Origin of the sequence: Nocardioides ginsengisoli (assembly GCF_039537225.1) — a bacterium.
GTDB lineage: Bacteria > Actinomycetota > Actinomycetes > Propionibacteriales > Nocardioidaceae > Nocardioides > Nocardioides ginsengisoli.
The window spans coordinates 1-20,547 of the sequence record NZ_BAABAC010000045.1; the positions used below are offsets into that span (position 1 = coordinate 1).

Below are 20,547 nucleotides of genomic sequence, written 5' to 3' on the forward strand. Positions count from 1 at the left end.
CGTCCTCGTCTCGGAGAAGATCAAGCTCGAGTTCGACATCTCCGCGATCAAGAACGCCTGATCCACGGCTCTGCTCTCACCGGCCCGTCGCGTGTCAACGCGGCGGGCCGGTGGTTTTCGCTCAGACCGCCTCGAGCGCGAAGAAGAGGAAGCAGAGGAACGAGCGGCCCGGCTCGAGGCCGGGCGGCAGGACGTCGGCGGGCGTGTCCGGCGCGGGAGGGGGCTCGCTGATCGAGGTGATCCGGAAGCCGGCCTCGGTGAAGGCCGCCGTCATCGCGTGCAGCGGCCGGTGCCAGAAGGTGAGCCAGGCGACCTCGCCGTCGAAGGCGTAGTCCTCGGAGTAGCGGGTCACCGCGAAGTAGTCGGCGTCCGGATGCACGATCGGGTAGGTGCCGGGGTGGTTGACCGAGACCATCAGGCGTCCGCCCGGCCGGAGCACGCGGCGCAGCTCGGCGAGCGGACCGGCCCAGTCCTGCAGGTAGTGCAGCACGAGTGACGCGACGACGTCGTCGAAGTCGGCGTCGGCGAAGGGCAGGGGATCGGCGAGATCGGCGACGCGCAGGTCGGCATCCGGCCCGAGCCGGGCGCGGGCCAGCTCGACCATGGCGGCGCTCGCGTCGACGCCGGTGACCGCGGCGCCGCGGTCGCGCAGGGCCGCCATCAGCGGTCCGGAGCCGCACCCCGCGTCGAGGACCCGGCGTCCGGAGACGTCGCCGGCGAGGCCGAGCATGGCGGGTCGCTCGTAGTACGCGTTGAAGAGGTTGGCCTCGTTCTCCTTGGCGTACGCGTTCGCGAACGTGTCGTAGTCGGTGGTCGCCACCCCTCGTTCCTACCCCGCGCGGGCCGCGCGGACGGAAGCCGCGCCGGTCAGCGGTCGGTGAAGCGCACCTGCGGGCTGCGGCAGATCAGCAGCCGGCGCACCCGCTCGCCGTCGTCGGTGAGCTGCGCGCTCGCGTTGAACGACGCCTCGAAGGCGCCGTCGCGGCGCGTCTCGCCGAGCACGAGCTCGGTGTCGCCGACACGGTCGCCCTGCAGGATGTGGTGGGTGAGGACGCTGGCCTCGCGCTGGGCGAGATAGACCTCGAGGCCGGCGCGGTCGCCCTGGAACTCGGCGGCCTGGTCGCCGGTGGAGAACAGGATCGAGAGCCGGAAGTCGTCGGTGATCAGGTCGAGGACGCGCTCGGGCGTCGTCGAGTCCATGATCTCGAACCAGGCGTGCAGCAGGGGAGTGGCGGGCGTGGTGGACGTCGCGGACATCGGGGTCTCCTCGGGCTCGTCGGGGGCGGTCAGGCGTCGGGCAGCAGGCCGAGCTCGGGGTCGAAGGCCACCTGGTAGCCGGCGATCAGGCCGTCGGGACCGATCTTGGCGGCGGCGAGGAAGTGGCCGGTGACGGTCGACTCGTCCTCGACGACGGCGCCGTAGACGAACTCGAGGTCGCCGACGACGCTCTCGCGCTGCGGCACGTGCCGACGGACGACGTCGCCGCGGCCGGACAGATAGTCGCGCAGCCCCTCGCGGCCCTCGCCGCGCACGGCCGCGCCGGGCAGCAGGATCGCGGAGCGGACGTCCGGGGCGACGAGCGCCAGTGCGGTGTCGAAGTCGCCCGCGTCGACGGCGGCGTAGTAGCGGACGAGGGTGGCGCTGCTCATGAGCCTGAACCTAGTTCAATTCGCGCACCGGTGTCCAGCCCTTGCCACGGCCTCGGGGGGGAGATAAATTGAACTCACTTCAGTTCTCTCTGGGAGGTTCCGTGATCTCATACCGGCCCGAGCTCGACCCCGCGCTCATGGCGCCCGTCGCCGAGCGCGAGGAGCTGCGGGAGGTCGTCCGCGCCCTGCTGCAGAAGTACGCCGGCACCGAGCAGGTCCGTGCCGCCGCCGCGTCACCGGCGGGCTACTCCGAGGAGCTCTGGCGCCGGCTCAACGCCGAGCTCGAGATCGGCCGGCTGGCAATGGCCGAGGAGCTCGGGGGCCACGGCTACGGGATGGCTGAGGTCGCCGTCGTCCTCGAGGAGTGCGGGGCCGCGCTGCTGCCCGAGCCGGTGCTCGGCTCGGCCGTGCTCGGCTGCCAGGCGCTGGCCGCGGCGGATCAGCCGGCCGGCGTCCGCGACCTCCTGGACGCCGCACTGGACGGCGACCTGATCGTGACGGTCTCGCTGGGCGGCGCCGACCTGACGGCCGGGCGGCGCGGCAGTGACTGGGTGGTCGAGGGGCGGCGGGAGCGGGTGCTCCATGCTGCCGCCGCGGACCTGGTCGTGGTCGACGTCGAGACGGCCGAGGGGCCGGCCCTGTTTGCGCTGCGCGCCGACGACCTCACCATCGCCCCGCGGACGACCATCGACCCGACCCGCCGACAGGCTGATGTCGCGGCCGTGGGCGCGCCCGCGCGGTGCGTCGTCGGCCCCGAGCGGTTCGCGCGGGTCGCCGCGCGGCTGGGGGTGCTGCGCGACGTGGCCGTCGCCGCCGAGCACACCGGCATCGTCGGCGAGCTCCTCGACCGCACCGTCGAGTACGTCGGGCAGCGCGAGCAGTTCGGTCGCGCCATCGGCTCGTTCCAGGCGATCAAGCACCGCCTCGCCGACGTCCTCGTCGACCGCGAGCGGTCGCGCTCGGCCGCCCGCTACGCCGCCGTGGCCTTCGATGCCGCCCCGGCGTCGGCCGCGCTCCCCGCGGCGATCGCGGCGAGCGTGTGCGCCGACGCGGTGGTGCGCACTGCCCACGAGACCGTGCAGCTGCACGGAGGCATCGGCTTCACGTGGGAGCACTTCGCGCACGACTACGTCCGCCGGGCGCTCGGCGACGAGGGCCTCTTCGGCGCCTCGCGGGCGTCGCGCGCGCAGATCGCCGAGCTGGTCGGCATCTGAGTCCAGGCATGCGAAAAGGGGCGCCCGATCGGGCGCCCCTTTCGTGTTCCCTGCGGCAGGCTCAGGTCTGGGCCGCGACCGACGGGGTCGCCGCGGTCGCGGCGGCGGTGAGACCGAAGACCAGTGCGGAGGCCAGACCGCCGGCGTAGGCCCGGTCGTAGAGCCCGCCCGTGTCGGAGCCCGCGCAGAGCAGGCCGGGGATCGGGGTGCCCTCGGTGTCGAGTACCCGTGCCCGGTCGTCGATCCGGATGCCGTGGAACGGGAAGGTCACCGCGGGCACGCACTCGATGACGTACCAGGGCCCCTCGCTGATCGGCGCCGGGTCCTTCGCCCGCCCCGGGGTCACGGCCTCGCCGGCCGCGGCGGCGCGGTTGTAGTCCTCGATCCGCTGCCGGATCGCGGGGCCGTCGTAGCCCCACTCCTCGGGCAGGTAGTCGAGCTCGTCGAGCGTCTCGGCCAGGCCGACCCGCCCGCCCCGCCGGCTGGCGAGGGCGAACTTGTCGAGCGCGACGGCCCCCTCGACGTACGACGCCACGATCCACTCGCGGTGCACACGCGCGTCGCAGATCAGCAGGCCGCGCGACTCCGGCTGCTCGAGCAGGGCGATGGTCGTCAGGTGGTCGCCGAGCGTCTCGTCGGTGAACCGCTCGTTGGCGAGGTTGAACAGCAGGGCGTGCTCGCTGTAGTAGAGCGACAGGTCGACGAAGTCGGCCGGGTCGGCGAACGGGACGCCGCTCGGGATCAGGTGTCCGTAGAAGCCCGCGTCCTCGGCGCCGGTCGCGGCCCCGACGGCCGTGGCGAGCCGGTAGCCGGCGCCCTTGCTGTGGGGGTTGGCGCGCAGCTGCATCTCGCCCGCGCGGGGGTGGACCTTCTCGGCCAGCAGCGCAGGGTCGCCCTGGAAGCCGCCGGTCGCCAGCAGCGTCCACGCGGCGCGGATCGTCTCGGGTCCGTCAGGGCCGGTGATCTCGGCGCCGACGACGCGGCCGCCGTCGGTGACCAGGCCGAGGGTCGCGGTGCGCAGCCGGATCTCGCCGCCCGCGTCGGTGACGATGCGGCGGCACAGGTCGACGTACTGGTTGGTGTCGAACTGGTGTCCGCGGCCGAAGCCCAGGATCGGCACGGCGTCCTGCGCGTCCACGCCGACCGAGCGGATCCACTCGACGCCGTCGGCGAAGCGGTCGACGAGCGCGTGCCGCAGGAGTACGTCGCCGCGCGGGTTGACCTCGTCCATGACCTCGCGGCTCGGTGCGGTCCACGCATAGCCGGCGTAGCGGGCAGACCCGCCCACGTCGTCGCCGACCTCGACCACGACGACGCGGCGGCCGTCTCGAGCGGCGCGCGCGGCGGCGGTGAGGCCGGCCATGCCGGCGCCGATGACCAGGAGGTCCGTCTCGACCATCTCGCTGTCATTCCTTCCGTCGGTGATGCTCGCTACTCTAAACTAAATTCACTTCAGTTCAAGGGGTGTGAGACATGGTCTCGGAGGCTGCAGCTCGGCCCGTCGTCGCGACCGGGCCCGGTGTGGCCCTGCGGGTCCGGCTCTTCCGGCTGCTGATCGGCGTCCAGCTGGTCAACGCGATCGCGGTGTGGGTGCATGTCGTGGGTGTGCAGTGGCTGCTCACCGAGCGCGGCGAGTCGGCGGTCGTCGTCGCGCTGGCGCCGGCGGCCATGTCGCTGCCGTTCATCGTGCTCGCGCTGCCGGTCGGCGTCGTCGTCAGCCACGGGCCGCGGCGGCGGATGCTCGGGTGCGCGGTCGCGGTGTCGGGCCTCGCGTCGGCCGTCGCGGCGCTGCTGGTGCTCGTGGGCGCCGATCACGCGGCCCCGCTGCTGCTGACGGTGCTGACCGTCGGCGCGGCCCTGGTCGTGGTCGGCGTGGCGTGGCAGTCGCTGCTGCCCGAGGTCGTGCCGCGTGCGGCGGTGCCCTCGGCCGCGATGGTCGACGGCGCCGTCTTCAACATCGCCCGGGCGGTCGGCCCGCTGACCGCCGGCCTGATCCTCGGCGCGAGCCGGCCGTCCCTGCTCTTCGTCGCGGTCACCGCGCTGTTCGCGGCGGCGGCACTGCTCCTGCTCGCCGCCGGCCCTGCGGGTGTACGACGTCCGCCGCGCACGGAGTCGATCGGCGCCGCCGTCCGCGGCGCGCTCTGGTTCGTCCGGCACTCGCCGTGGACCCGCGGACTGTTGCTGCGCATGGTGCTCTTCGGCCTGCCGGCCAGTGCGCTGTGGGCGCTCGTCTCGCTCGCCGTCCACGACCTGATGGGCCTCGGCGCGGCCGGCTTCGGCATCGCGATGGGCCTGCTCGGCGTCGGCGCGGTGACCGCTGCGCTCGCGCTCGGCCGGGTCCGGGCGCGGCTGCCCGCCCATCTCTTCGTCGGGCTGCTCGCCGCCGGCTATGCGGCGAACCTGCTGGCCCTCGGTCTGGTCCGCGAGCTGTGGCTGCTCGTGCCCTTCCTGCTGCTCGGCGGCGTCGGCTGGGTCGCCGTCCAGAGCACCTGGATGATGCTCGCCCACCAGGCGCTGCCGGACTGGGTGCGGCCGCGCGTGATCGCGCTGGTGCTCATGCTCTTCCAGGGCTCGCAGGCGATCGGGGCCCTGGTGTGGGGCGCGGCCGCCGACCTGCTCGGCGTCGACCGGGCGCTGTGGTTGGCCGCCGCAGTGCTGCTCGCCTACACCGGATGGCTGGCGCTGGGCGGCCTCCGCTCGAGCGCGGGGATCGAGCCGGAGCCCGCCGTACCCGACCCGGCGCTGGCGACGCTGGTCGAGCAGGCCGCCGACGGCGAGCTGGTGGTCCGCTACGTCTACGCCGTCCCGGGCGCCGAGCTGCCCGCGTTCGAGCAGGCGATGGGGGAGCTGAGGCTGTCGCGGCTCCGGCTGGGTGCAGGCTCGTGGAGCCTCGCGCCCGACCCCGCGACGCCCGGCCAGTACGTCGAGACCTACCGGGTGCGCGACCGCGCGCTGCTCCTCGAGCAGGAGACGACCCGGCTGACGGTCCCCGAGCGACGGCTGCGCGACGCCGTCCGGGCCGTCAGCACACGAACCTCCGGACCGCTGCTGACCTCGGCGCGGCCGGACCGATCAGGAGGTGGCAGATGAAGGACGACGCAGCGCAGGGTGGTCGGTTCGCCGGCCGGACCGCTCTCGTCAGTGGCGGCGGCTCGGGCATCGGCGCCGCCGTGGTGCGCCAGCTGGCGGCCGAAGGGGCCCGGGTGCACGTGGCCGACGTGGTCGCGGACAACGCGAAGGCCGTGGCCGAGTCCGTGGGCGGGACGGCGCACGCGGTCGACGTGACCGACGCGGCCGCGGTCGACGCGCTCGTCGACGGCATCGCCGCGGAGGGGGCGCTCGACGTCGTCGTCCACACCGCGGGCGTGGACGATCCGGTCGCGAAGGCGTGGATCCGCGAGGCCGCCGAGAGCGGCGAGCCGGTCGACGTCATCGGCCGCCTGAGCGACGACGGCTGGCGCCGGGTGATGGCGATCAACCTCGACGGCACCTTCCACGTGCTGCGCGCCGCGGTGCGCGCGATGCGACCGCAGGGGAGCGGCGCCATCGTCACCGTCGGGTCGTCGGCCGCCTTCGACACGCTGGTCGGCTATCCGCACTATGCGGCCTCGAAGGCGGCCGTGCACGCGCTGTCGCAGTCGGTCGCCAAGGAGGCGATCCACTTCGGCATCCGCGTCAACACGGTCGCGCCGGGGCCGGTGGACACGCCGATGGCCGGGCGTACGCCGTCCGCGGTGCGGGCCGCGATGGAGGCGACCGGAGCCGTCGGCTACGCCAGCGCGGAGCAGCTGGCCGACAGCATCTGCTACCTCGCCTCGCCCGGCGCGTCGAACGTCGTGGGCGCCGTGCTGCTCAGCAACGGCGGGCGATTCACCATCTGAAGGGGCCGTCTCGAACCGTCGACCCGCCACAAACTAGCTCGCAAAATGAGCCGACCCGGCAGAAAGTGGCTCGCGAAATGAGCTGACCCGGCGGAAGCTTGCCGGGTCCGGAGCGGGTGTTGCGGGTGGGTCGGGCGGCTTTCCGGCGCGGTTGTCGGCACGGACTTCGGCCGCCTCGCTCTGGGGGAGTCGTGTGCCTGAGAACGTCCCTGGGCGGGTTGTGGGGCACACGACTCGGCTTCGGGGTGGGTGTCGAGGGGGGTGTTGCGGGGTCGGTCGGGCGGCCGCGCTGACTGCACTCGCGCCGCCGCTGACGCGGCCGCCTTCGGGTGGAACGGGTTTCGATTGGTCACGAACCACACGAAAACACATGTGGTTCCTGGCCCATCGATGCCTCCTCGTGCCGGGAAACCACCGTGAGTCGCCGGCGACCCCGACGTCCACGGCGCGGTCCGGAGATTTCCGGGAAGGCCGCTTGACAGGTGTACTGAACTCACTTCAAACTAAACTGAATCCAGTTCGGTTCTGAAAGGACTAACGACCATGGTGGACACCGACCACGTTCTTCTCGAGAAGGACGGCGAAGTCGCCCGGGTGTGGCTCAACCGCCCCCACAAGAAGAACGCCGTCACGGTGGAGCTCCTGCACCGCCTCGACGAGATCATCAAGGAGGTCGACGCCGACCCCGACCTGAAGGTCCTCGTCCTGCGCGGCGTGCAGAACCAGTTCTGCTCCGGCTTCGACCTCGACGAGCTGCTCTCCGACTTCATCGGCACCACCACGGCGATGGACGTCGCGGTGCTCAGCGCGCAGGTCTGCGACCGGCTGTACTCGATGAACACCCCGTCGGTCGCGGTCCTCGAGGGCTACGTCACCGCCGGCGGCTTCGAGCTGATGATCTCCTGCGACTTCGCGATCGCCTCGGACGACGCCAAGATCGGCGACTTCCACATCCGTCGCGCGCTCTTCGGCGGCGCCGGCCCGATCTACCGCCTCCCGCGGATGATCGGTCTGCGCAAGACGAAGGAGCTCATGCTCACCGGCAAGCTCCTGTCCGGCCAGGAGGCCAAGGACTTCGACCTCATCAACGACTCGGCGCCGGCCGACCAGCTCGACCAGCGCGTCGAGGACTTCATCGGCACCCTCACCGACAAGTCCCCGTTCATGATGAAGCTGACCAAGATGGCCATCAACCAGGGCCTCGACGCCGACGTGAAGTCGCTCATGATCATGGAGCACCTGGCCGTCGGCAACGCGCTGCAGTCCGAGGACGGCAAGGAGGGCGTCCAGGCCTTCCTGCAGAAGCGCGAGCCCAAGTGGGTCGGTCGCTGACCCGACCGACCCCGTCCGCCCCGGGCTGCTGAGGCCCGGGAGTCCGCGCTGGAACCACTCGAGGAGACGCGAGATGACCGCCGTGCCGGCGACGTCCGAGACACCCCAACTGACGGGCAGTCGCTGCCGTGACTGCGGCAATGTCGCCTTCCCGGAGGCGGCGGGCTGCCAGCGGTGCGGAAGCACCGACCTGGTCGCGCTGGCGCTCGCCGCCCGCGGCACGGTCTGGGCCCACACGGTCCAGCGGTTCGCGCCCAAGTCTCCTCCGTACGTGCCCCCGGCGGAGGGCTTCACGCCCTTCGCCGTGGGGTACGTCGAGCTCCCCGACGGGGTGCGCGTGGAGGCGGTCCTCGAGGCCACCACGATCGACGACCCGGCCGAGCTGACGGGGGCGACGGTCACCCTGGTGGCCACCGAGCCGGTCCCGCGGTTCGCGACCGGACCTTGGCTGGCCGCGGCCGGCATCGACCCCGAGGAGGGCACGCGATGAGCGAGGTCTCGATCATCGGCGCCGGACTCTCGCGGTTCGGTCGTCAGCCCGGCGTGACCGGGCGGCAGATGGCGATCCAGGCGATCCACGCCGCGCTCGCCGACGCGGGCATCGCGTGGCCCGACGTCCAGGTGGCCTTCGGCGGCAGCGACGGGGCCGGCCTCGCCGACACCCTCGTCGCCGAGCTCGGCCTGACCGGCATCCCGTTCACCAACGTCAAGAACGGCTGTGCGACGGGCGGCAGCGCCCTGGTCGCCGCCGTCAACGCGATCCGCTCGGGCGCGGCCGAGATCGCGCTCGCGGTCGGCTTCGACAAGCACCCGCGCGGCGCCTTCGACCCGCGGCCGGAGGACTGGGGGCTTCCGGCCGGCTACGGCGAGGCCGGGCTGATGGTCACCACGCAGTTCTTCGCGGTGAAGATCGCGCGCTACCTGCGCGAGCACGACATCCCCGAGAGCGTGCTGGCGCGGATCGCGGCGAAGGCCTACCGCAACGGCGCTCTCAACCCGAACGCCTGGCGTCGCGAGGCCCTGACCGAGGAGCAGGTGGCGGGCTCGGCGATGGTCAACGACCCGCTGACCCAGTTCATGTTCTGCTCGCCCGGCGAGGGCGGCGCGGCGATCGTCGTCGCCAGTCCCGCCGCGGCGAAGCGGCTCGGCGCCCGCGCCGTCAAGCTGCTCGCGGTCGCGCCCCGCACCCGTGCCTTCGGCACCTTCGAGGTCTTCAGCCCGTCGATCCAGGGCGACGGCGTGCCGACCAGCGTCAGCACCACGGCGGCGCAGGCCGCCTTCGAGATGGCCGGGGTGGGCCCCGACGACATCGACGTCGCCCAGCTCCAGGACACCGAGGCCGGCGCCGAGCTGATGCACCTCGCCGAGTGCGGCTTCTGCGAGCACGGCGAGCAGGAGAAGTGGATCAGCGCCGGCGAGACCGAGATCGGTGGTCGGCTGCCCGTCAACACCGACGGTGGCTGCATCGCCAACGGCGAGCCGATCGGCGCCTCCGGACTGCGCCAGGTCCACGAGATCGTGACCCAGCTGCGGGGCGAGGCCGGCGACCGGCAGGTCCCGGGCGCGCCCCGGCTCGGCTTCACCCACGTCTACGGCGCTCCCGGCATCAGCGCCTGCACCGTGCTGGGGGTCTGAGATGACGTCCCCCGACATCGAGACCTTCGTCGCCGAGGCGCGCGCCTGGCTCGCGTCCGTCGCCGCGCCGCGCACCCAACGCCCCTGGGGCGAGGGCTCCGACGCCGTCGCCGTCTTCGAGAACTGGACGGCCGAGGAGGAGCGGGCCGAGACCGACCGGATCCGGGCCTACGAGCAGGCCCGGTTCGACGCGGGCTTCGGCGCCGTCACCTGGCCCGTCGAGTACGGCGGCCGCGCGCTGCCGACGTCGTACCTGCTGGCCTTCCGGCGCGTCGAGGCCGAGTACGACGTGCCGCGCCGCACCGAGATGTTCCCGGTGACGCAGCAGCTGATCGCGCCGACCATCGCCCAGTGGGGCACCGAGCAGCAGCGCTCGACGTACGTCCGGGCGATGCTGCGCACCGACCTCATCGCCTGCCAGCTCTTCTCCGAGACCGAGGCCGGCTCCGACCTGGCCGCGGTGCGCACCCGCGCCGTCCGCGACGGCGACGGCTGGGTGCTCGACGGCCACAAGGTGTGGACCTCCGGCGCCCGGGTCGCCGACTACGGACTGGCCATCACCCGCACCGACCCGGCGGTGGCCAAGCACGCGGGGCTGACCGCCTTCCTCGTGCCGATGGACGCACCAGGGGTCGTCGTCCGGCCGATCCGGCAGATGACGGGCGGCAGCTCGTTCAACGAGGTCTACCTCGACGGCGTACGCCTCGACGACGCCCACCGCCTGGGGCCGGAGGGCCAGGGTTGGAAGGTCGCGCTGACGGTGCTCGCCTCCGAGCGGCTCGACTCGGGCAGCCTCGGCCTCGAGAACGCCGACCAGGCGATCGAGCTGGCCCGCAACCTGGGCCGGCCGCTCACCGAGCTCGAGCGCGATCGCGTCGCCGACCTGGTGACCCGCAGCTATGTTCAGCGGCTGACCGGCATGCGCGTCGCCGCGGCCGTCGTCGCGGGGCGCGACGCCGGTCCCGAGGCGTCGGTCGGCAAGCTGCTCGCGACCGACACCATGGCGCGCACGTCCGAGGTGGTGCGGACCCTGCTGGGGCCGGACCTCACCGTCGAGAGCGACCGGTGGGGCGCCTGGGCCTGGACCGAGCACGTGCTCGGCGCGCCCGGCTACCGGATCGCCGGCGGCACCGACGAGATCCAGCACAACATCCTGGCCGAGCGGGTGCTCGGCCTGCCGAGGGAGCCACGCTGATGCCCACCGAGACCCGGCCGACGCCGGCCGAGCTGCACGCGATCGACCTGCAGGAGCGGGTCGTCGCGGGGCTGCACGCCGCCGGTCACGAGGGGACGCCGACCGCGCTCGAGCCGATGCTGGGCGGCCACTCCGGGCTGACCTACCGGATCGCCCTCGACGCCCAGGAGTACGTCGTCAAGGCGGTGCCGCCGGGCCAGCGCTCGATCGGGCGCCACGACATGCTGCGCCAGGCGCGGATCATGGCGGCCCTCGCCGACACCGACGTGCCGGTGCCGCGGATCTGCGCGACCGACGCGACCGAGCCGGGCTGGTTCGCGATGGAGCTGGTCGCGGGGGAGTCCCTCGAGCCGGTGCTCGACGACCCGGCGGTCGAGCCGGCGCTCGCCGCGGCCCGGATGCGGCGCGCGGCCGAGATCCTGCCGCGGCTGCACCGGGTGCCGCTCGACCGGCTGCCGGTCGACGGCGACCCGCTCTCGCCCGCCGACGAGCTCGCACGCTGGAGCCGCACCATGGGCGCCGTCCCGGCCGAGCTGGTGCCGGGCGCCGACCGGCTCGAGCGGCTGCTGGCCGACGCGACGCCGGAGGCCGTCGTACCGGTGCTGGTGCACGGCGACTACCGGCTCGGCAACATCCTCTCGGTCGGCGCCGAGCCGGCCGCCCTCATCGACTGGGAGATCTGGAGCCCGGGCGACCCGCGGGTCGAGCTCGGCTGGTTCCTCGTCTTCGCCGACGGCGCCAACTTCCCCGGCGTCGGGCGGATCGTCGAGGGGCTTCCGAGGGCCGACGAGCTGGTCGAGCGCTACGCCGACGGGGGCCCGACGCCGCGTGACCTCACCTGGTTCGACGCCCTGGGCCGCTTCAAGATGGCCGCGATCATGGGCCACAACCTGCGCCGCCACCGCGAGGGTCGCCACCACGACCCCGCCCAGGAGCTGCTGCCCGCCACCATCGCGCGCCTCATCGAGACCGGCCTCGACCGGCTCTGCTGACTCCCCCGCCCACCCTCGACGCGAGAGACATCCGACGTGGACTTCGAACTCACCCCCCGCACCGCCGACCTCGCCGCGCGGCTCGAGACCTTCATGGCCGAGCACGTCTACCCGGCCGAGGCGGTGTACGACGCCCAGGTGGCGGCCAACGCGAACCCGCACGAGCAGCCGCAGGTCATGCGCGACCTGCAGCGGATCGCCCGCGAGCAGGGGCTGTGGAACCTCTTCATGACGCACGGCGACCGGGGCGCAGGCCTGACCAACCTCGAGTACGCGCCGCTCGCCGAGATCGTCGGCCGCTCCATCATCGGCAACGAGGCGATCAACTGCTCCGCGCCCGACACCGGCAACATGGAGATCCTCGCCATGTACGGCACGGAGCAGCAGCAGAAGGAGTGGCTCGACCCGCTGCTCGCCTGCGAGATCCGGTCGGCCTTCGCGATGACCGAGCCGGCCGTCGCGAGCTCCGACGCCCGCAACATCACCTCGACGATCCGGCGCGACGGCGACCACTACGTCCTCAACGGCCGCAAGTGGTACACCTCCGGCATCCTCGACCCGGACTGCAAGCTGATCATCTTCATGGGCAAGTCCGACCCCGAGGCGCCGACCTACCGGCAGCAGAGCATGATCCTCGTCCCCGCCGACGCCCCGGGCGTGGAGGTCGTGCGCGACCTGCCGATGTTCGGCTACCACGACCGGCTCGGCCACGGCGAGGTCACGTTCACCGACGTGCGGGTGCCGGCCGAGAACATCCTCGGCGAGGAGGGCGGCGGCTTCGCGATCGCCCAGGGCCGGCTCGGGCCCGGCCGGATGCACTACGCGATGCGGGCGATCGGCATGGCCGAGCGGGCACTGGAGCTGATGTGCCGCCGGGCGCTGGACCGCGCGGCCTTCGGCGGCCCGCTCGCCGAGCAGGGCGTGATCCGCGAGTGGATCGGCCGCAGCCGGATGGAGATCGACCAGATCCGCCTCTACACCTTCCACGCCGCGTGGCTGATGGACACCCGCGGCAACGCCGCCGCGCGCACCGAGGCCGCCGCGATCAAGGTCGCGGCGATGGAGGTCGCGCACCAGGTGGTCAACCGCGCGGTGCAGACGTGGGGCGCCGCCGGCGTCAGCGACGACACCGTGCTCGCGCGTCTCTTCTCGCTCACCCGCGCGCTCCAGGTGGCCGACGGCCCGACCGAGGTCCACCTGCGCAGCATCGCGCTGCAGGAGCTGAAGAAGCACGACGCCCCGAAGGGCGGCGCGGCATGACCGGCCCGCTCGACGGCAAGGTCGCCCTCGTCACCGGCGCCACCCGCGGCCTCGGTCGGGCCATCGCCGACGCCCTCGCCGAGGCGGGCGCGACGGTCGTGGTCTCCAGCCGCAAGGCCGAGGCCTGTGCGAAGGTCGCCGCCGAGATCACCGCGGCGACCGGCGTGCCGGCGTACCCGCTGCCGCTCCACGTGGGGGACTGGGACGCCATCGAGCCGGCCGTCGACGCGATCGTGGCCGAGCACGGTCGGATCGACGTCCTGGTCAACAACGCCGGCATCGCGCCGCTCGCGCCCTCCGCCAAGGACGTGACCGAGGCGCTCTTCGACAAGACGATCGACGTCAACCTCAAGGGGCCGTTCCGCCTGATGGCGGTCGCGGGCGCGCACATGCACGCCGCCGGCGGCGGGTCGATCATCAACATCTCCAGCATCGGCGCCGAGCGGCCCAGCCCGCCCGAGGCGACGTACGCCGCGTCGAAGAACGGGCTCAACGCCCTCACCCGGGCCTTCGCGCAGGAGTACGCGCCGACGGTGCGGGTCAACTGCGTGATGCCGGGCGCCTTCGCCACCGACATGGCCAGCGAGTGGGACGACGACTTCATCGGCGTCGTCACGCACCGGCTGCCCGCCGAGCGGCTGGGCGACCCGCGCGAGCTCGCGGGCATGGTCGTCCACCTCGCCTCCGACGTCGCCGGCTACACCACGGGTGCGCTGATCCCCGTCGACGGCGGCCGGACGGCGGTGTACTGATGACCGCGCTCCCGTTCGCGTCCTTCGACCTCACCGGTCGCGTCGCCGTCGTCACCGGCGCCTCCTCCGGGCTGGGCGCGGGCTTCGCCCGGACCCTCGCCGCCGCGGGCGCAACGGTCGTCGCCGCGGCCCGCCGCGCCGACCGCCTCGCGGCGCTCGCCGCGGAGGTCCCCGGCCTGGTGCCGGTCGAGTGCGACGTGACCGTGCCCGCCGACCGCGACCGGCTCGTGGCGCGGGCCAACGAGATCGGTGGCGGCATCGACGTCCTGGTCAACAACGCCGGCATGCCCGGGCCGCCGGACGCGCTCGGCGAGACCCCCGAGGAGTTCGACCGGATCCTCGACCTCAACCTGACCGCCGGCGTCCGCCTCGCCGTCGAGGCGGTCCGCACGCTTCCCGACGACCGGGGCGCGTCGATCGTCAACATCTCCTCGGTGGTCGGCCTGGTATCGACCGCGCCGATCGGGGGAGCCGGCTATGCCGCCTCGAAGGCCGCGGTCATCGGCGTGACCCGCGAGCTCGCCGGCCAGTGGGGACGGCGCGGGGTCCGTGTCAACGCACTGGTGCCGGGCTGGTTCGATACCGAGATGACCGACGGCCTCTTCACCAACGAGAAGTCGGCCGGCTGGGTGCGCCGCAACACCATGCTGGGACGCGGCGGCCAGGACGGCGAGGTAGACGGCGCGCTGCTCTTCCTCGCCTCCGACGCCTCGAGCTACGTGACGGGCCACGTCCTCGCCGTCGACGGGGGCTGGACGGCGCGATGAGCCTGCCCCGGACGATGCGCGCGGTCCGCCTCCAGGCCTGGGGCGAGCCGCCCGAGCTGGTCGAGGTCCCGGTGCCCGAGCCGGTCGGCGAGCAGCTGCTGCTGCGCGTCGAGGCGGCCGGTCTGTGCCACTCCGACCTGCACATCATGGACGCGCCCGAGGGGCGGATGCCCTATGCGCTGCCGTTCACGCTGGGCCACGAGATCGTCGGCACCGTCGTCGCCTCCGGACCCGACGTCGACCCCGCGTGGCACGGCCGGCTGGCCGCCGTCCACGGCGTGTGGTCGTGCGGGCAGTGCCGCGCGTGCCGCCGCGGTCGCGAGAACGACTGCTTCGCGCTGACCGGTCCGATCGGCTGCGGCATCGGCTACGACGGCGGGCTCGCCGACTACGTGCTCGTGCCCAGCGCCCGCCACCTCGTCGTCGCCGACGGCGCCGACCCGGCGGCCCTCGCGCCGCTCACCGACGCCGGGCTGACCGCCCAGCACGTGGTGCGCTCGCTCGACGGACAGCTCGACGGCGCGACCGTCGTCGTCATCGGCGTGGGCGGCCTCGGCCACCTCGCGCTGCAGCTGCTCGCGCCCGTCGACCTGGCCTGCCTGGTCGCCGTCGACCCGCGGGCCGAGGCGCGGACGCTCGCGATGCGCCTGGGCGCCGACGCGGTGACCGCCTCCGTGGCGGACGCGGAGGAGTGGCTCGACGGCTGCGCGGACGGCCACGGCGCCGACGTCGTGGTCGACTTCGTCGGCTCGCCCGAGACGATGACGACCGCGGCCGACCTGCTGGCACCCGGGGGTCGGCTCGTCGTCGTCGGATCCGCGGGCGGCCGGCTCGACGTGGCCAAGGGCGACCGGCTGCCGAGGGGGTTCTCGATCGCCGCGCCCTTCTGGGGCACGCGGCGCGATCTCGAGGACGTCGTGGCGCTCGCCGCCGCCGGACGCGTCCGCGCCGAGACCGAGGTGTTCGCGCTGGAGGACGCGGTGGCGGCGTACGGACTGCTGCGGGCCGGCCGGGTGCAGGGCCGCGCTGTCGTCGTACCGGGGCGTGGGGACAGAATCAACGTGGAGCAGGAAGGCTCGAGATGAAGCAGCTGGCGCAGGAGCTGGTGGACCGCGCGCAGGAGCGCCCGGACGACGTCGCCGTGATCGACGGCGAGGGAGCGCACGCGCTGAGCGCGATCGTCCGGCAGGCGCAGGAGGTCGCGACCGTGCTCGAGCGGTCGCTGTCCGGAGCCCCGACGGTGCTCGTGCAGGCCGACAACTCGTGGCGCACGCTGGCCGCGGCGGTGGCGGTCGGCCTGCGGGGCGGCCTGATCGCGGTCATCAGCGGCCACGCCGCGCGCTCCGAGTACGAGCTCGCGCTCGAGGACATCAAGCCCGACGCCGTGATCGCGTCGCCGCAGGCGATGGCGACCTGGAAGGTCGACGCCGACGCGCTGCCGCTGGCGGGCCAGGTGCTCGACGGCTGGCCGCTGCGCGCGTCCGCCTCCGGTCGCACGCTCGGCGTCGAGCGCTGGGACGGCGGTGTCGCGATCGCGATGACGTCCGGCTCGACCGGCCGCCCCAAGTGCGTCGTCCAGTCCGAGTCGGCCCTGCGCTACGCCGGCCGGTCGACCATCGACGCCGTCGGCCTGGTGCCCGGCGACCCGATCGGGGCGCTGGTCCCGCTGTCGAGCGTGGCCGCGTTCTGCTTCGGCCTCCACCTGCCCGCGATGCTCGGCAGCCCGATGGTGTGCCTCGACAAGTGGAGCCCCGAGGACGCCGTCGCCCTGCTCCGCGACCGCCGGGTCGCGTGGACCATGCTGGTGCCGACGATGGCGCTCCAGCTCTCGCTGGTGGCCGGCTCGGAGGGCTCGCTCGCGTCGCTGAAGGCGATGACCGTGGGCGGCGGACCGATGAACGCCCACGCGCTCGAGACCGCCGAGCTGCACCTCGGCACCCGCTTCCTGCGCGTCTTCGGCATGTCGGAGTGCCTCGGCCACACGACGCCGCTGCCGTCGGAGCCGGTCGAGACGCGTCTCGGCCGCGACGGCCGACCGTTCCCCGGCACGGTCGTGCGTGTGGTCGACGCCGAGGGCCGGCCGCTCGCCGACGGCGAGGTCGGCAACGCCCAGGTCCGCGGCCCGTCGCTGTTCGTCGGCTATGCCCGCGACGGCGCGCCGCGGCCGCCCGAGGTCACGGCCGACGGCTTCTTCCCGACCGGCGACCTGGCCCGCGTCAACGACGACGGCACCATCAACATCCTCGGCCGCGAGAAGCAGGTCATCATCCGCGGCGGCCGCAATATCGACATCAACGAGGTCGAGGCGGCGCTGGCCGCGATCCCCGGGGTGGCGCAGGTGTGCGTCGTACCGGTGCCCGACGACCTGCTCGGCGAGCGGGCCGCGGCCCTCCTGGTGTCCGCCGGCCCGCCGCTCGACCTCGAGACCGTACGCCGGCACCTGGCCGCGGCGGACTTCCCGAAGTTCAAGTGGCCGGAGTTCGTGCACGCCGTACCTGCGCTGCCACAGAACCGGGTGGGCAAGCTCGATCGCAGTGGCGCCGTGGCGCTCGCGACCGAGCTCAGCGCGCCGTCCGGCGCGGACGGCTGAAACGCGTTCACTCACGCGTTACTCTGATCTGAATTCACTTGGCATCAAGGACGGGCCTGATGACGGTAGACGAGCAGGAGCGGACCGAGAGTCCTCGGTCGAAGCGCCGGATGATCCTCGACGCGGCGATCGACAACTTCGGAGGCGTCGGCTTCGAGCACACCAAGTGGGCGACGATCGCCGACGAGGTGGGCATCGGGCAGACCGCGCTCTATCACTACTTCGAGTCCAAGGTGCACTGCCTGCTCACCATCATGAGCACCGAGCTGGAGCGCTCGCTCGAGCGCACCCGCAAGGTCACCGCGGACGTCGACGACCCGGGCGAGAAGGTCAAGGTCGCCGTCGCGGCGGCCTTCGACGTCACCCAGCGCGAGGCGCTCCAAGCGCGGATCCTGATGAGTCACCAGGACCTCCTCGTCGGCGAGCGCTCCTCGAAGCGCGAGGAAGCCGAGCGCCAGCGGGCGCGCGAGCTGGTCCGCGAGATCGAGCACGAGTGGGCCGCGCTGATCAAGGACGCCACGACGGGCGCCCGCAAGCGCAAGGACGACCAGATCGTCCTGGCCCGGCTGATGCTCGGCATGATCAACAGCGTCTGGCGCTGGTACCGCCCCGAGGGCGCCCATCCGCTCAAGGAGATCTCCGACGTCGTCGTCGGCTCCTGCTCGCGGCTGATCAGCTGACCTGCTGATCAGCTGATCCGAGGCAACGACCACGGCCGGGACGTCCTGCGACGTCCCGGCCGCGTCGTTGCCACACCATCCGTTCAACCGAATTCATGTCAGGAGACCCCGTGTACAACCTCATCGTCCTCGCGTCCAAGCCGTCCGACTGGACCCACGACGAGTTCATCGCCTGGTGGCGCGGCGAGCACGCCGACGTGACCTACCCGCTGCCGGGCCTGCGCCGCTGGCTGCACACCGAGGTCCTCGAGGGCATGGACGACAAGCGCTCGGCGGGATGGGACGGCATGTCGGTTCTCAGCTTCGACGACAAGGCCGCCCTCGACGCCGCGCTGGCGAGCGAGGAGTGGAAGCGCGCCGTCGCCCACGTCGGCTCGATGGGCGGGCGCAGCATCATCGTCACCGGCGACGAGCGGGTCATGGTGCCCGAGGCCTGATCCGCACGGCCCGATCCGTACGGCGTGATCCGGCCCCGGATGCCAGCAGGCCCCGACGAGCTGAGCTCGTCGGGGCCTGCTGTGCTCTCGGGAGGAGCGGGTCAGGCGGTCACTGCTTCGGCGAGATGAAGTCGCTCTTGGCCACGAACTGGCCGTTCTCGACCTCCACGCGCACGCCGGCGTCGGTGCCGAGGTGGTCGTCGCCGGAGTAGGAGAGCGGCGGGACGATGCCGGTCTCGATGTTCTGCGCCGACTCGATCGCCTTGGAGATGCTCTCCTTGTCGATCTTGCCGTCGATCGAGCCGAGGATGATCGAGAGCGCCTTGGCGTAGCCGTAGGTCGCCAGCGAGTAGAGGTCGGGCTTGGCGCCGTCGCCGTACTTCGCGAGGTCGTCGCGGTACTCCTTGACGGCCGGGTCGTCGGCGGTGGTCGGCTTGGTGAGCGCGACGCCGCGGAAGCCCTCGGCGTTCTTGCCGGCGAGCGCGATGGTGGCCTCGATGACGGCGGGGGAGTAGCCGTAGGCCTGGGCGTCGACCCGCTGCAGGGCGGCCTCGTTGAGGTAGGCCGCGGCCTCCTGCGGCGGCAGGATCAGCAGGACCGCGTCGGGGCTCTGCTTCTTCACCGCGGCGACGGCCGGGCCGTAGTCGGTGGTGCCGATCTTGACCTCGACGCTGCTGGCGGTGCCGCCCTCGGCGTCGATCGTCTTGGCCGCGGTGTCCTTGACCGTCACGAAGGCGGCGGGGTCGTCGTGGATGATCGTGATCTTCTTGGCGCCCTCCTCGAGGGCCCACTCGGCGGCGATCCGGGCCTGGTCCTCATAGAGGGTCTGGGTGCCGTAGAGCCGCGCCCGCGGCGGGTTGTACCAGTTGGTCAGGCCGCCGTAGGTGCCGAAGATCGGGACCTTGTTCTGCTCGAGCACGAGCGGGAAGGTCGCCTCGGTGGTCGCGGTGCCGTTGGTGTTGGCGATGATGTCGACCTTGTCCCGGGTCACCATCTCGCGCGCGATCTGCAGCGTCTGCTGGGGATCGAAGGCGTTGTCCTTGTAGATGAAGTCGACCTTCTTGCCGTTGATGCCGCCGTCGGCGTCGATCTTCTTCCAGAACGTCGACGCGCCGGCCATCTGGGGCGTGCCGCTCGAGGCCTGCGCGCCGCTCAGCGGGTACCAGGCGCCGATCTTGATGGAGTCGTCGCCAGCCGAGCCGCCATCGGCGCTGCCGCAGGCGGCGAGCATCAGGGTCGCGGACATCGCCAGGGCGGCCGCGCGCAGCAGTTTCATCAAGAGCCTCCAAGTTGAGTTGAGTTCACTTCAGTGTAGGCTGGCTCACATCTCGGCTGCAAGCATTTCCTGAACTGAGTTCATTCGGCCGCCCCTTCGGCGCGCCGGGACGACGAGGAGGACCTGGCGATGACCGACCTGACGAGCACGATCGCGATCGTCACGGGGGCGACCGGAGGGCTCGGCGAGGCGATCTGCCGTCGCCTCGCCGCCGACGGGGCGGCCGTCGTCGCCACCGACCTCGACGGCGACGCGTGCGCCGCGCTCGTGGCCGGGCTCCCCGACCCCGAGCGGCACCTCGCGCTCGCGCAGGACGTCAGCAGCGAGCCGGTGTGGGAGGACGTCGTCGCCGCGGTGCGCGAGCGCTACGGCCGCCTCGACGCGCTCGTCAACAACGCCGGCATCGGCGGCATGGCATCGGTCACCGAGGAGACCCGCGAGCTCTGGGACCGGATCGTCGGCGTCGACCAGACCGGCGTCTGGCTCGGGATGAAGCACGCCGGCGCCCTCATCGAGGAGCACGGCGGATCGATCGTCAACATCAGCTCGATCCTCGGGATCGGCGGCGGGCTGGGCAACAGTGCTGCCTATGCGGCGGCCAAGGGCGCCGTCACCAACCTGACCAAGAACGCCGCTCTGCACTGGGCGCAGCGCGGCGTGCGGGTCAACTCCGTGCACCCCGGCTTCATCGGCACCCGGCAGCTCATGGAGCGCTTCGCGGGCTCCGAGCGGCACGCGGCCATGCTCGCGAACACGCCGATGGGTCGCCTGGGCCGGGCCGAGGAGATCGCCGGCGTGGTGGCCTTCCTGCTCAGCGCCGACGCGTCGTACATGACGGGCAGCGAGGTCCGCGTCGACGGCGGCTGGTCGGCGCGCTGACCGGCAGG

General features: G+C 72.8%; 21 protein-coding genes. 16 read left to right on the top strand and 5 right to left on the bottom strand.

The annotated features are described in order from the left end of the window. Positions 1-121: 121 nt before the first annotated feature. From AB4880_RS23130 to AB4880_RS23140, 3 genes are read right to left on the bottom strand one after another with little or no spacing between them, the layout of a single operon-like run. Positions 122-820: a class I SAM-dependent methyltransferase gene (locus AB4880_RS23130; RefSeq protein ID WP_367921582.1), complete on the bottom strand. Its 699-nt coding sequence runs from the start codon at positions 818-820 to the stop codon at positions 122-124. 47 nt (positions 821-867) lie between these two features. Continuing rightward, entirely contained in the window at positions 868-1,257 is a 390-nt protein-coding gene (locus AB4880_RS23135; protein ID WP_367921583.1) for a hypothetical protein, read from the bottom strand. A gap of 29 nt (positions 1,258-1,286) precedes the next feature. After that, complete coding sequence (locus tag AB4880_RS23140) at positions 1,287-1,649, bottom strand: nuclear transport factor 2 family protein (protein WP_367921584.1); 363 nt, start codon at positions 1,647-1,649, stop codon at positions 1,287-1,289. A gap of 101 nt (positions 1,650-1,750) precedes the next feature. Between AB4880_RS23140 and AB4880_RS23145 the strand changes: the two genes are divergently transcribed. Next, on the top strand, positions 1,751-2,863 hold the full coding sequence (locus tag AB4880_RS23145; RefSeq protein ID WP_367921585.1) for an acyl-CoA dehydrogenase family protein: 1,113 nt from the start codon (positions 1,751-1,753) through the stop codon (positions 2,861-2,863). 61 nt (positions 2,864-2,924) lie between these two features. On the opposite strand, the gene AB4880_RS23150 is transcribed toward AB4880_RS23145, so the two are convergent. Next, complete coding sequence (locus AB4880_RS23150) at positions 2,925-4,262, bottom strand: FAD-dependent oxidoreductase (RefSeq protein WP_367921586.1); 1,338 nt, start codon at positions 4,260-4,262, stop codon at positions 2,925-2,927. A 74-nt stretch (positions 4,263-4,336) separates the two neighbouring features. Here AB4880_RS23150 and AB4880_RS23155 point away from each other — a divergent pair, with 74 nt between their 5' ends. The 14 genes from AB4880_RS23155 (at position 4,337) to AB4880_RS23220 (ending at position 18,384) form a co-directional block, all read left to right on the top strand. Beyond that, positions 4,337-5,953 (top strand): MFS transporter, encoded by a 1,617-nt coding sequence (locus tag AB4880_RS23155; protein ID WP_367921587.1) that lies wholly within the window; start codon positions 4,337-4,339, stop codon positions 5,951-5,953. Then, positions 5,950-6,744, top strand: coding sequence for an SDR family NAD(P)-dependent oxidoreductase (locus AB4880_RS23160; protein WP_367921588.1), 795 nt, complete (start codon positions 5,950-5,952; stop codon positions 6,742-6,744). Before AB4880_RS23155 ends, AB4880_RS23160 begins: the two co-directional genes overlap by 4 nt. A 543-nt stretch (positions 6,745-7,287) precedes the next feature. After that, positions 7,288-8,076 carry an enoyl-CoA hydratase/isomerase family protein gene (locus AB4880_RS23165; protein WP_367921589.1) on the top strand — a complete coding sequence of 263 codons (789 nt, stop codon included), beginning with the start codon at positions 7,288-7,290 and terminating at the stop codon, positions 8,074-8,076. Between the two features lie 73 nt (positions 8,077-8,149). Continuing rightward, positions 8,150-8,566: a Zn-ribbon domain-containing OB-fold protein gene (locus tag AB4880_RS23170; RefSeq protein WP_367921590.1), complete on the top strand. Its 417-nt coding sequence runs from the start codon at positions 8,150-8,152 to the stop codon at positions 8,564-8,566. Beyond that, complete coding sequence (locus AB4880_RS23175) at positions 8,563-9,711, top strand: thiolase family protein (RefSeq protein WP_367921591.1); 1,149 nt, start codon at positions 8,563-8,565, stop codon at positions 9,709-9,711. The genes AB4880_RS23170 and AB4880_RS23175 overlap by 4 nt, the downstream gene beginning before the upstream one ends. A 1-nt stretch (position 9,712) precedes the next feature. Beyond that, positions 9,713-10,906, top strand: a complete 1,194-nt coding sequence (locus AB4880_RS23180; RefSeq protein ID WP_367921592.1) for an acyl-CoA dehydrogenase family protein — start codon at positions 9,713-9,715, stop codon at positions 10,904-10,906. Further along, a complete protein-coding gene (locus AB4880_RS23185) occupies positions 10,906-11,898 on the top strand; it encodes a phosphotransferase family protein (protein ID WP_367921593.1) in 993 nt (330 codons plus the stop codon). Before AB4880_RS23180 ends, AB4880_RS23185 begins: the two co-directional genes overlap by 1 nt. Positions 11,899-11,934: 36 nt before the next feature. Beyond that, positions 11,935-13,158 (top strand): acyl-CoA dehydrogenase family protein, encoded by a 1,224-nt coding sequence (locus tag AB4880_RS23190; RefSeq protein ID WP_367921594.1) that lies wholly within the window; start codon positions 11,935-11,937, stop codon positions 13,156-13,158. Then, a complete protein-coding gene (locus AB4880_RS23195; RefSeq protein ID WP_367921595.1) occupies positions 13,155-13,910 on the top strand; it encodes an SDR family NAD(P)-dependent oxidoreductase in 756 nt (251 codons plus the stop codon). The genes AB4880_RS23190 and AB4880_RS23195 overlap by 4 nt, the downstream gene beginning before the upstream one ends. After that, on the top strand, positions 13,910-14,677 hold the full coding sequence (locus AB4880_RS23200; protein WP_367921596.1) for an SDR family NAD(P)-dependent oxidoreductase: 768 nt from the start codon (positions 13,910-13,912) through the stop codon (positions 14,675-14,677). The genes AB4880_RS23195 and AB4880_RS23200 overlap by 1 nt, the downstream gene beginning before the upstream one ends. Beyond that, on the top strand, positions 14,674-15,762 hold the full coding sequence (locus AB4880_RS23205) for an NAD(P)-dependent alcohol dehydrogenase (RefSeq protein WP_367921597.1): 1,089 nt from the start codon (positions 14,674-14,676) through the stop codon (positions 15,760-15,762). Before AB4880_RS23200 ends, AB4880_RS23205 begins: the two co-directional genes overlap by 4 nt. After that, positions 15,759-17,267 (top strand): class I adenylate-forming enzyme family protein, encoded by a 1,509-nt coding sequence (locus AB4880_RS23210; RefSeq protein WP_367921598.1) that lies wholly within the window; start codon positions 15,759-15,761, stop codon positions 17,265-17,267. Before AB4880_RS23205 ends, AB4880_RS23210 begins: the two co-directional genes overlap by 4 nt. Positions 17,268-17,326: 59 nt before the next feature. After that, the gene (locus tag AB4880_RS23215; RefSeq protein WP_367921599.1) at positions 17,327-17,947 is read left to right on the top strand and encodes a TetR/AcrR family transcriptional regulator; all 621 of its coding nucleotides are present in this window, start codon (positions 17,327-17,329) and stop codon (positions 17,945-17,947) included. 110 nt (positions 17,948-18,057) lie between these two features. Further along, positions 18,058-18,384, top strand: coding sequence for an EthD family reductase (locus AB4880_RS23220; protein WP_367921600.1), 327 nt, complete (start codon positions 18,058-18,060; stop codon positions 18,382-18,384). A gap of 109 nt (positions 18,385-18,493) precedes the next feature. Here the strand turns inward: AB4880_RS23220 and AB4880_RS23225 are convergent, their stop codons facing one another. Then, positions 18,494-19,660: an ABC transporter substrate-binding protein gene (locus tag AB4880_RS23225; protein ID WP_367921601.1), complete on the bottom strand. Its 1,167-nt coding sequence runs from the start codon at positions 19,658-19,660 to the stop codon at positions 18,494-18,496. A 129-nt stretch (positions 19,661-19,789) separates the two neighbouring features. Here AB4880_RS23225 and AB4880_RS23230 point away from each other — a divergent pair, with 129 nt between their 5' ends. After that, entirely contained in the window at positions 19,790-20,539 is a 750-nt protein-coding gene (locus AB4880_RS23230; protein WP_367921602.1) for an SDR family NAD(P)-dependent oxidoreductase, read from the top strand. Positions 20,540-20,547: the final 8 nt, after the last annotated feature.

Excerpts from the sequence above, each read along its gene's own strand:
- AB4880_RS23175 (WP_367921591.1), top strand. The coding sequence starts at position 8,563 with ATGAGCGAGGTCTCGATCATCGGCGCCGGACTCTCGCGGTTCGGTCGT.
- AB4880_RS23165 (WP_367921589.1), top strand. The coding sequence starts at position 7,288 with ATGGTGGACACCGACCACGTTCTTCTCGAGAAGGACGGCGAAGTCGCC.
- AB4880_RS23140 (WP_367921584.1), bottom strand. The coding sequence starts at position 1,649 with ATGAGCAGCGCCACCCTCGTCCGCTACTACGCCGCCGTCGACGCGGGC.
- AB4880_RS23210 (WP_367921598.1), top strand. The coding sequence starts at position 15,759 with ATGAAGCAGCTGGCGCAGGAGCTGGTGGACCGCGCGCAGGAGCGCCCG.
- AB4880_RS23135 (WP_367921583.1), bottom strand. The coding sequence starts at position 1,257 with ATGTCCGCGACGTCCACCACGCCCGCCACTCCCCTGCTGCACGCCTGG.
- AB4880_RS23155 (WP_367921587.1), top strand. The coding sequence starts at position 4,337 with ATGGTCTCGGAGGCTGCAGCTCGGCCCGTCGTCGCGACCGGGCCCGGT.
- AB4880_RS23170 (WP_367921590.1), top strand. The coding sequence starts at position 8,150 with ATGACCGCCGTGCCGGCGACGTCCGAGACACCCCAACTGACGGGCAGT.
- AB4880_RS23225 (WP_367921601.1), bottom strand. The coding sequence starts at position 19,660 with ATGAAACTGCTGCGCGCGGCCGCCCTGGCGATGTCCGCGACCCTGATG.
- AB4880_RS23200 (WP_367921596.1), top strand. The coding sequence starts at position 13,910 with ATGACCGCGCTCCCGTTCGCGTCCTTCGACCTCACCGGTCGCGTCGCC.
- AB4880_RS23150 (WP_367921586.1), bottom strand. The coding sequence starts at position 4,262 with ATGGTCGAGACGGACCTCCTGGTCATCGGCGCCGGCATGGCCGGCCTC.
- AB4880_RS23185 (WP_367921593.1), top strand. The coding sequence starts at position 10,906 with ATGCCCACCGAGACCCGGCCGACGCCGGCCGAGCTGCACGCGATCGAC.
- AB4880_RS23180 (WP_367921592.1), top strand. The coding sequence starts at position 9,713 with ATGACGTCCCCCGACATCGAGACCTTCGTCGCCGAGGCGCGCGCCTGG.
- AB4880_RS23195 (WP_367921595.1), top strand. The coding sequence starts at position 13,155 with ATGACCGGCCCGCTCGACGGCAAGGTCGCCCTCGTCACCGGCGCCACC.
- AB4880_RS23205 (WP_367921597.1), top strand. The coding sequence starts at position 14,674 with ATGAGCCTGCCCCGGACGATGCGCGCGGTCCGCCTCCAGGCCTGGGGC.
- AB4880_RS23230 (WP_367921602.1), top strand. The coding sequence starts at position 19,790 with ATGACCGACCTGACGAGCACGATCGCGATCGTCACGGGGGCGACCGGA.
- AB4880_RS23160 (WP_367921588.1), top strand. The coding sequence starts at position 5,950 with ATGAAGGACGACGCAGCGCAGGGTGGTCGGTTCGCCGGCCGGACCGCT.
- AB4880_RS23215 (WP_367921599.1), top strand. The coding sequence starts at position 17,327 with ATGACGGTAGACGAGCAGGAGCGGACCGAGAGTCCTCGGTCGAAGCGC.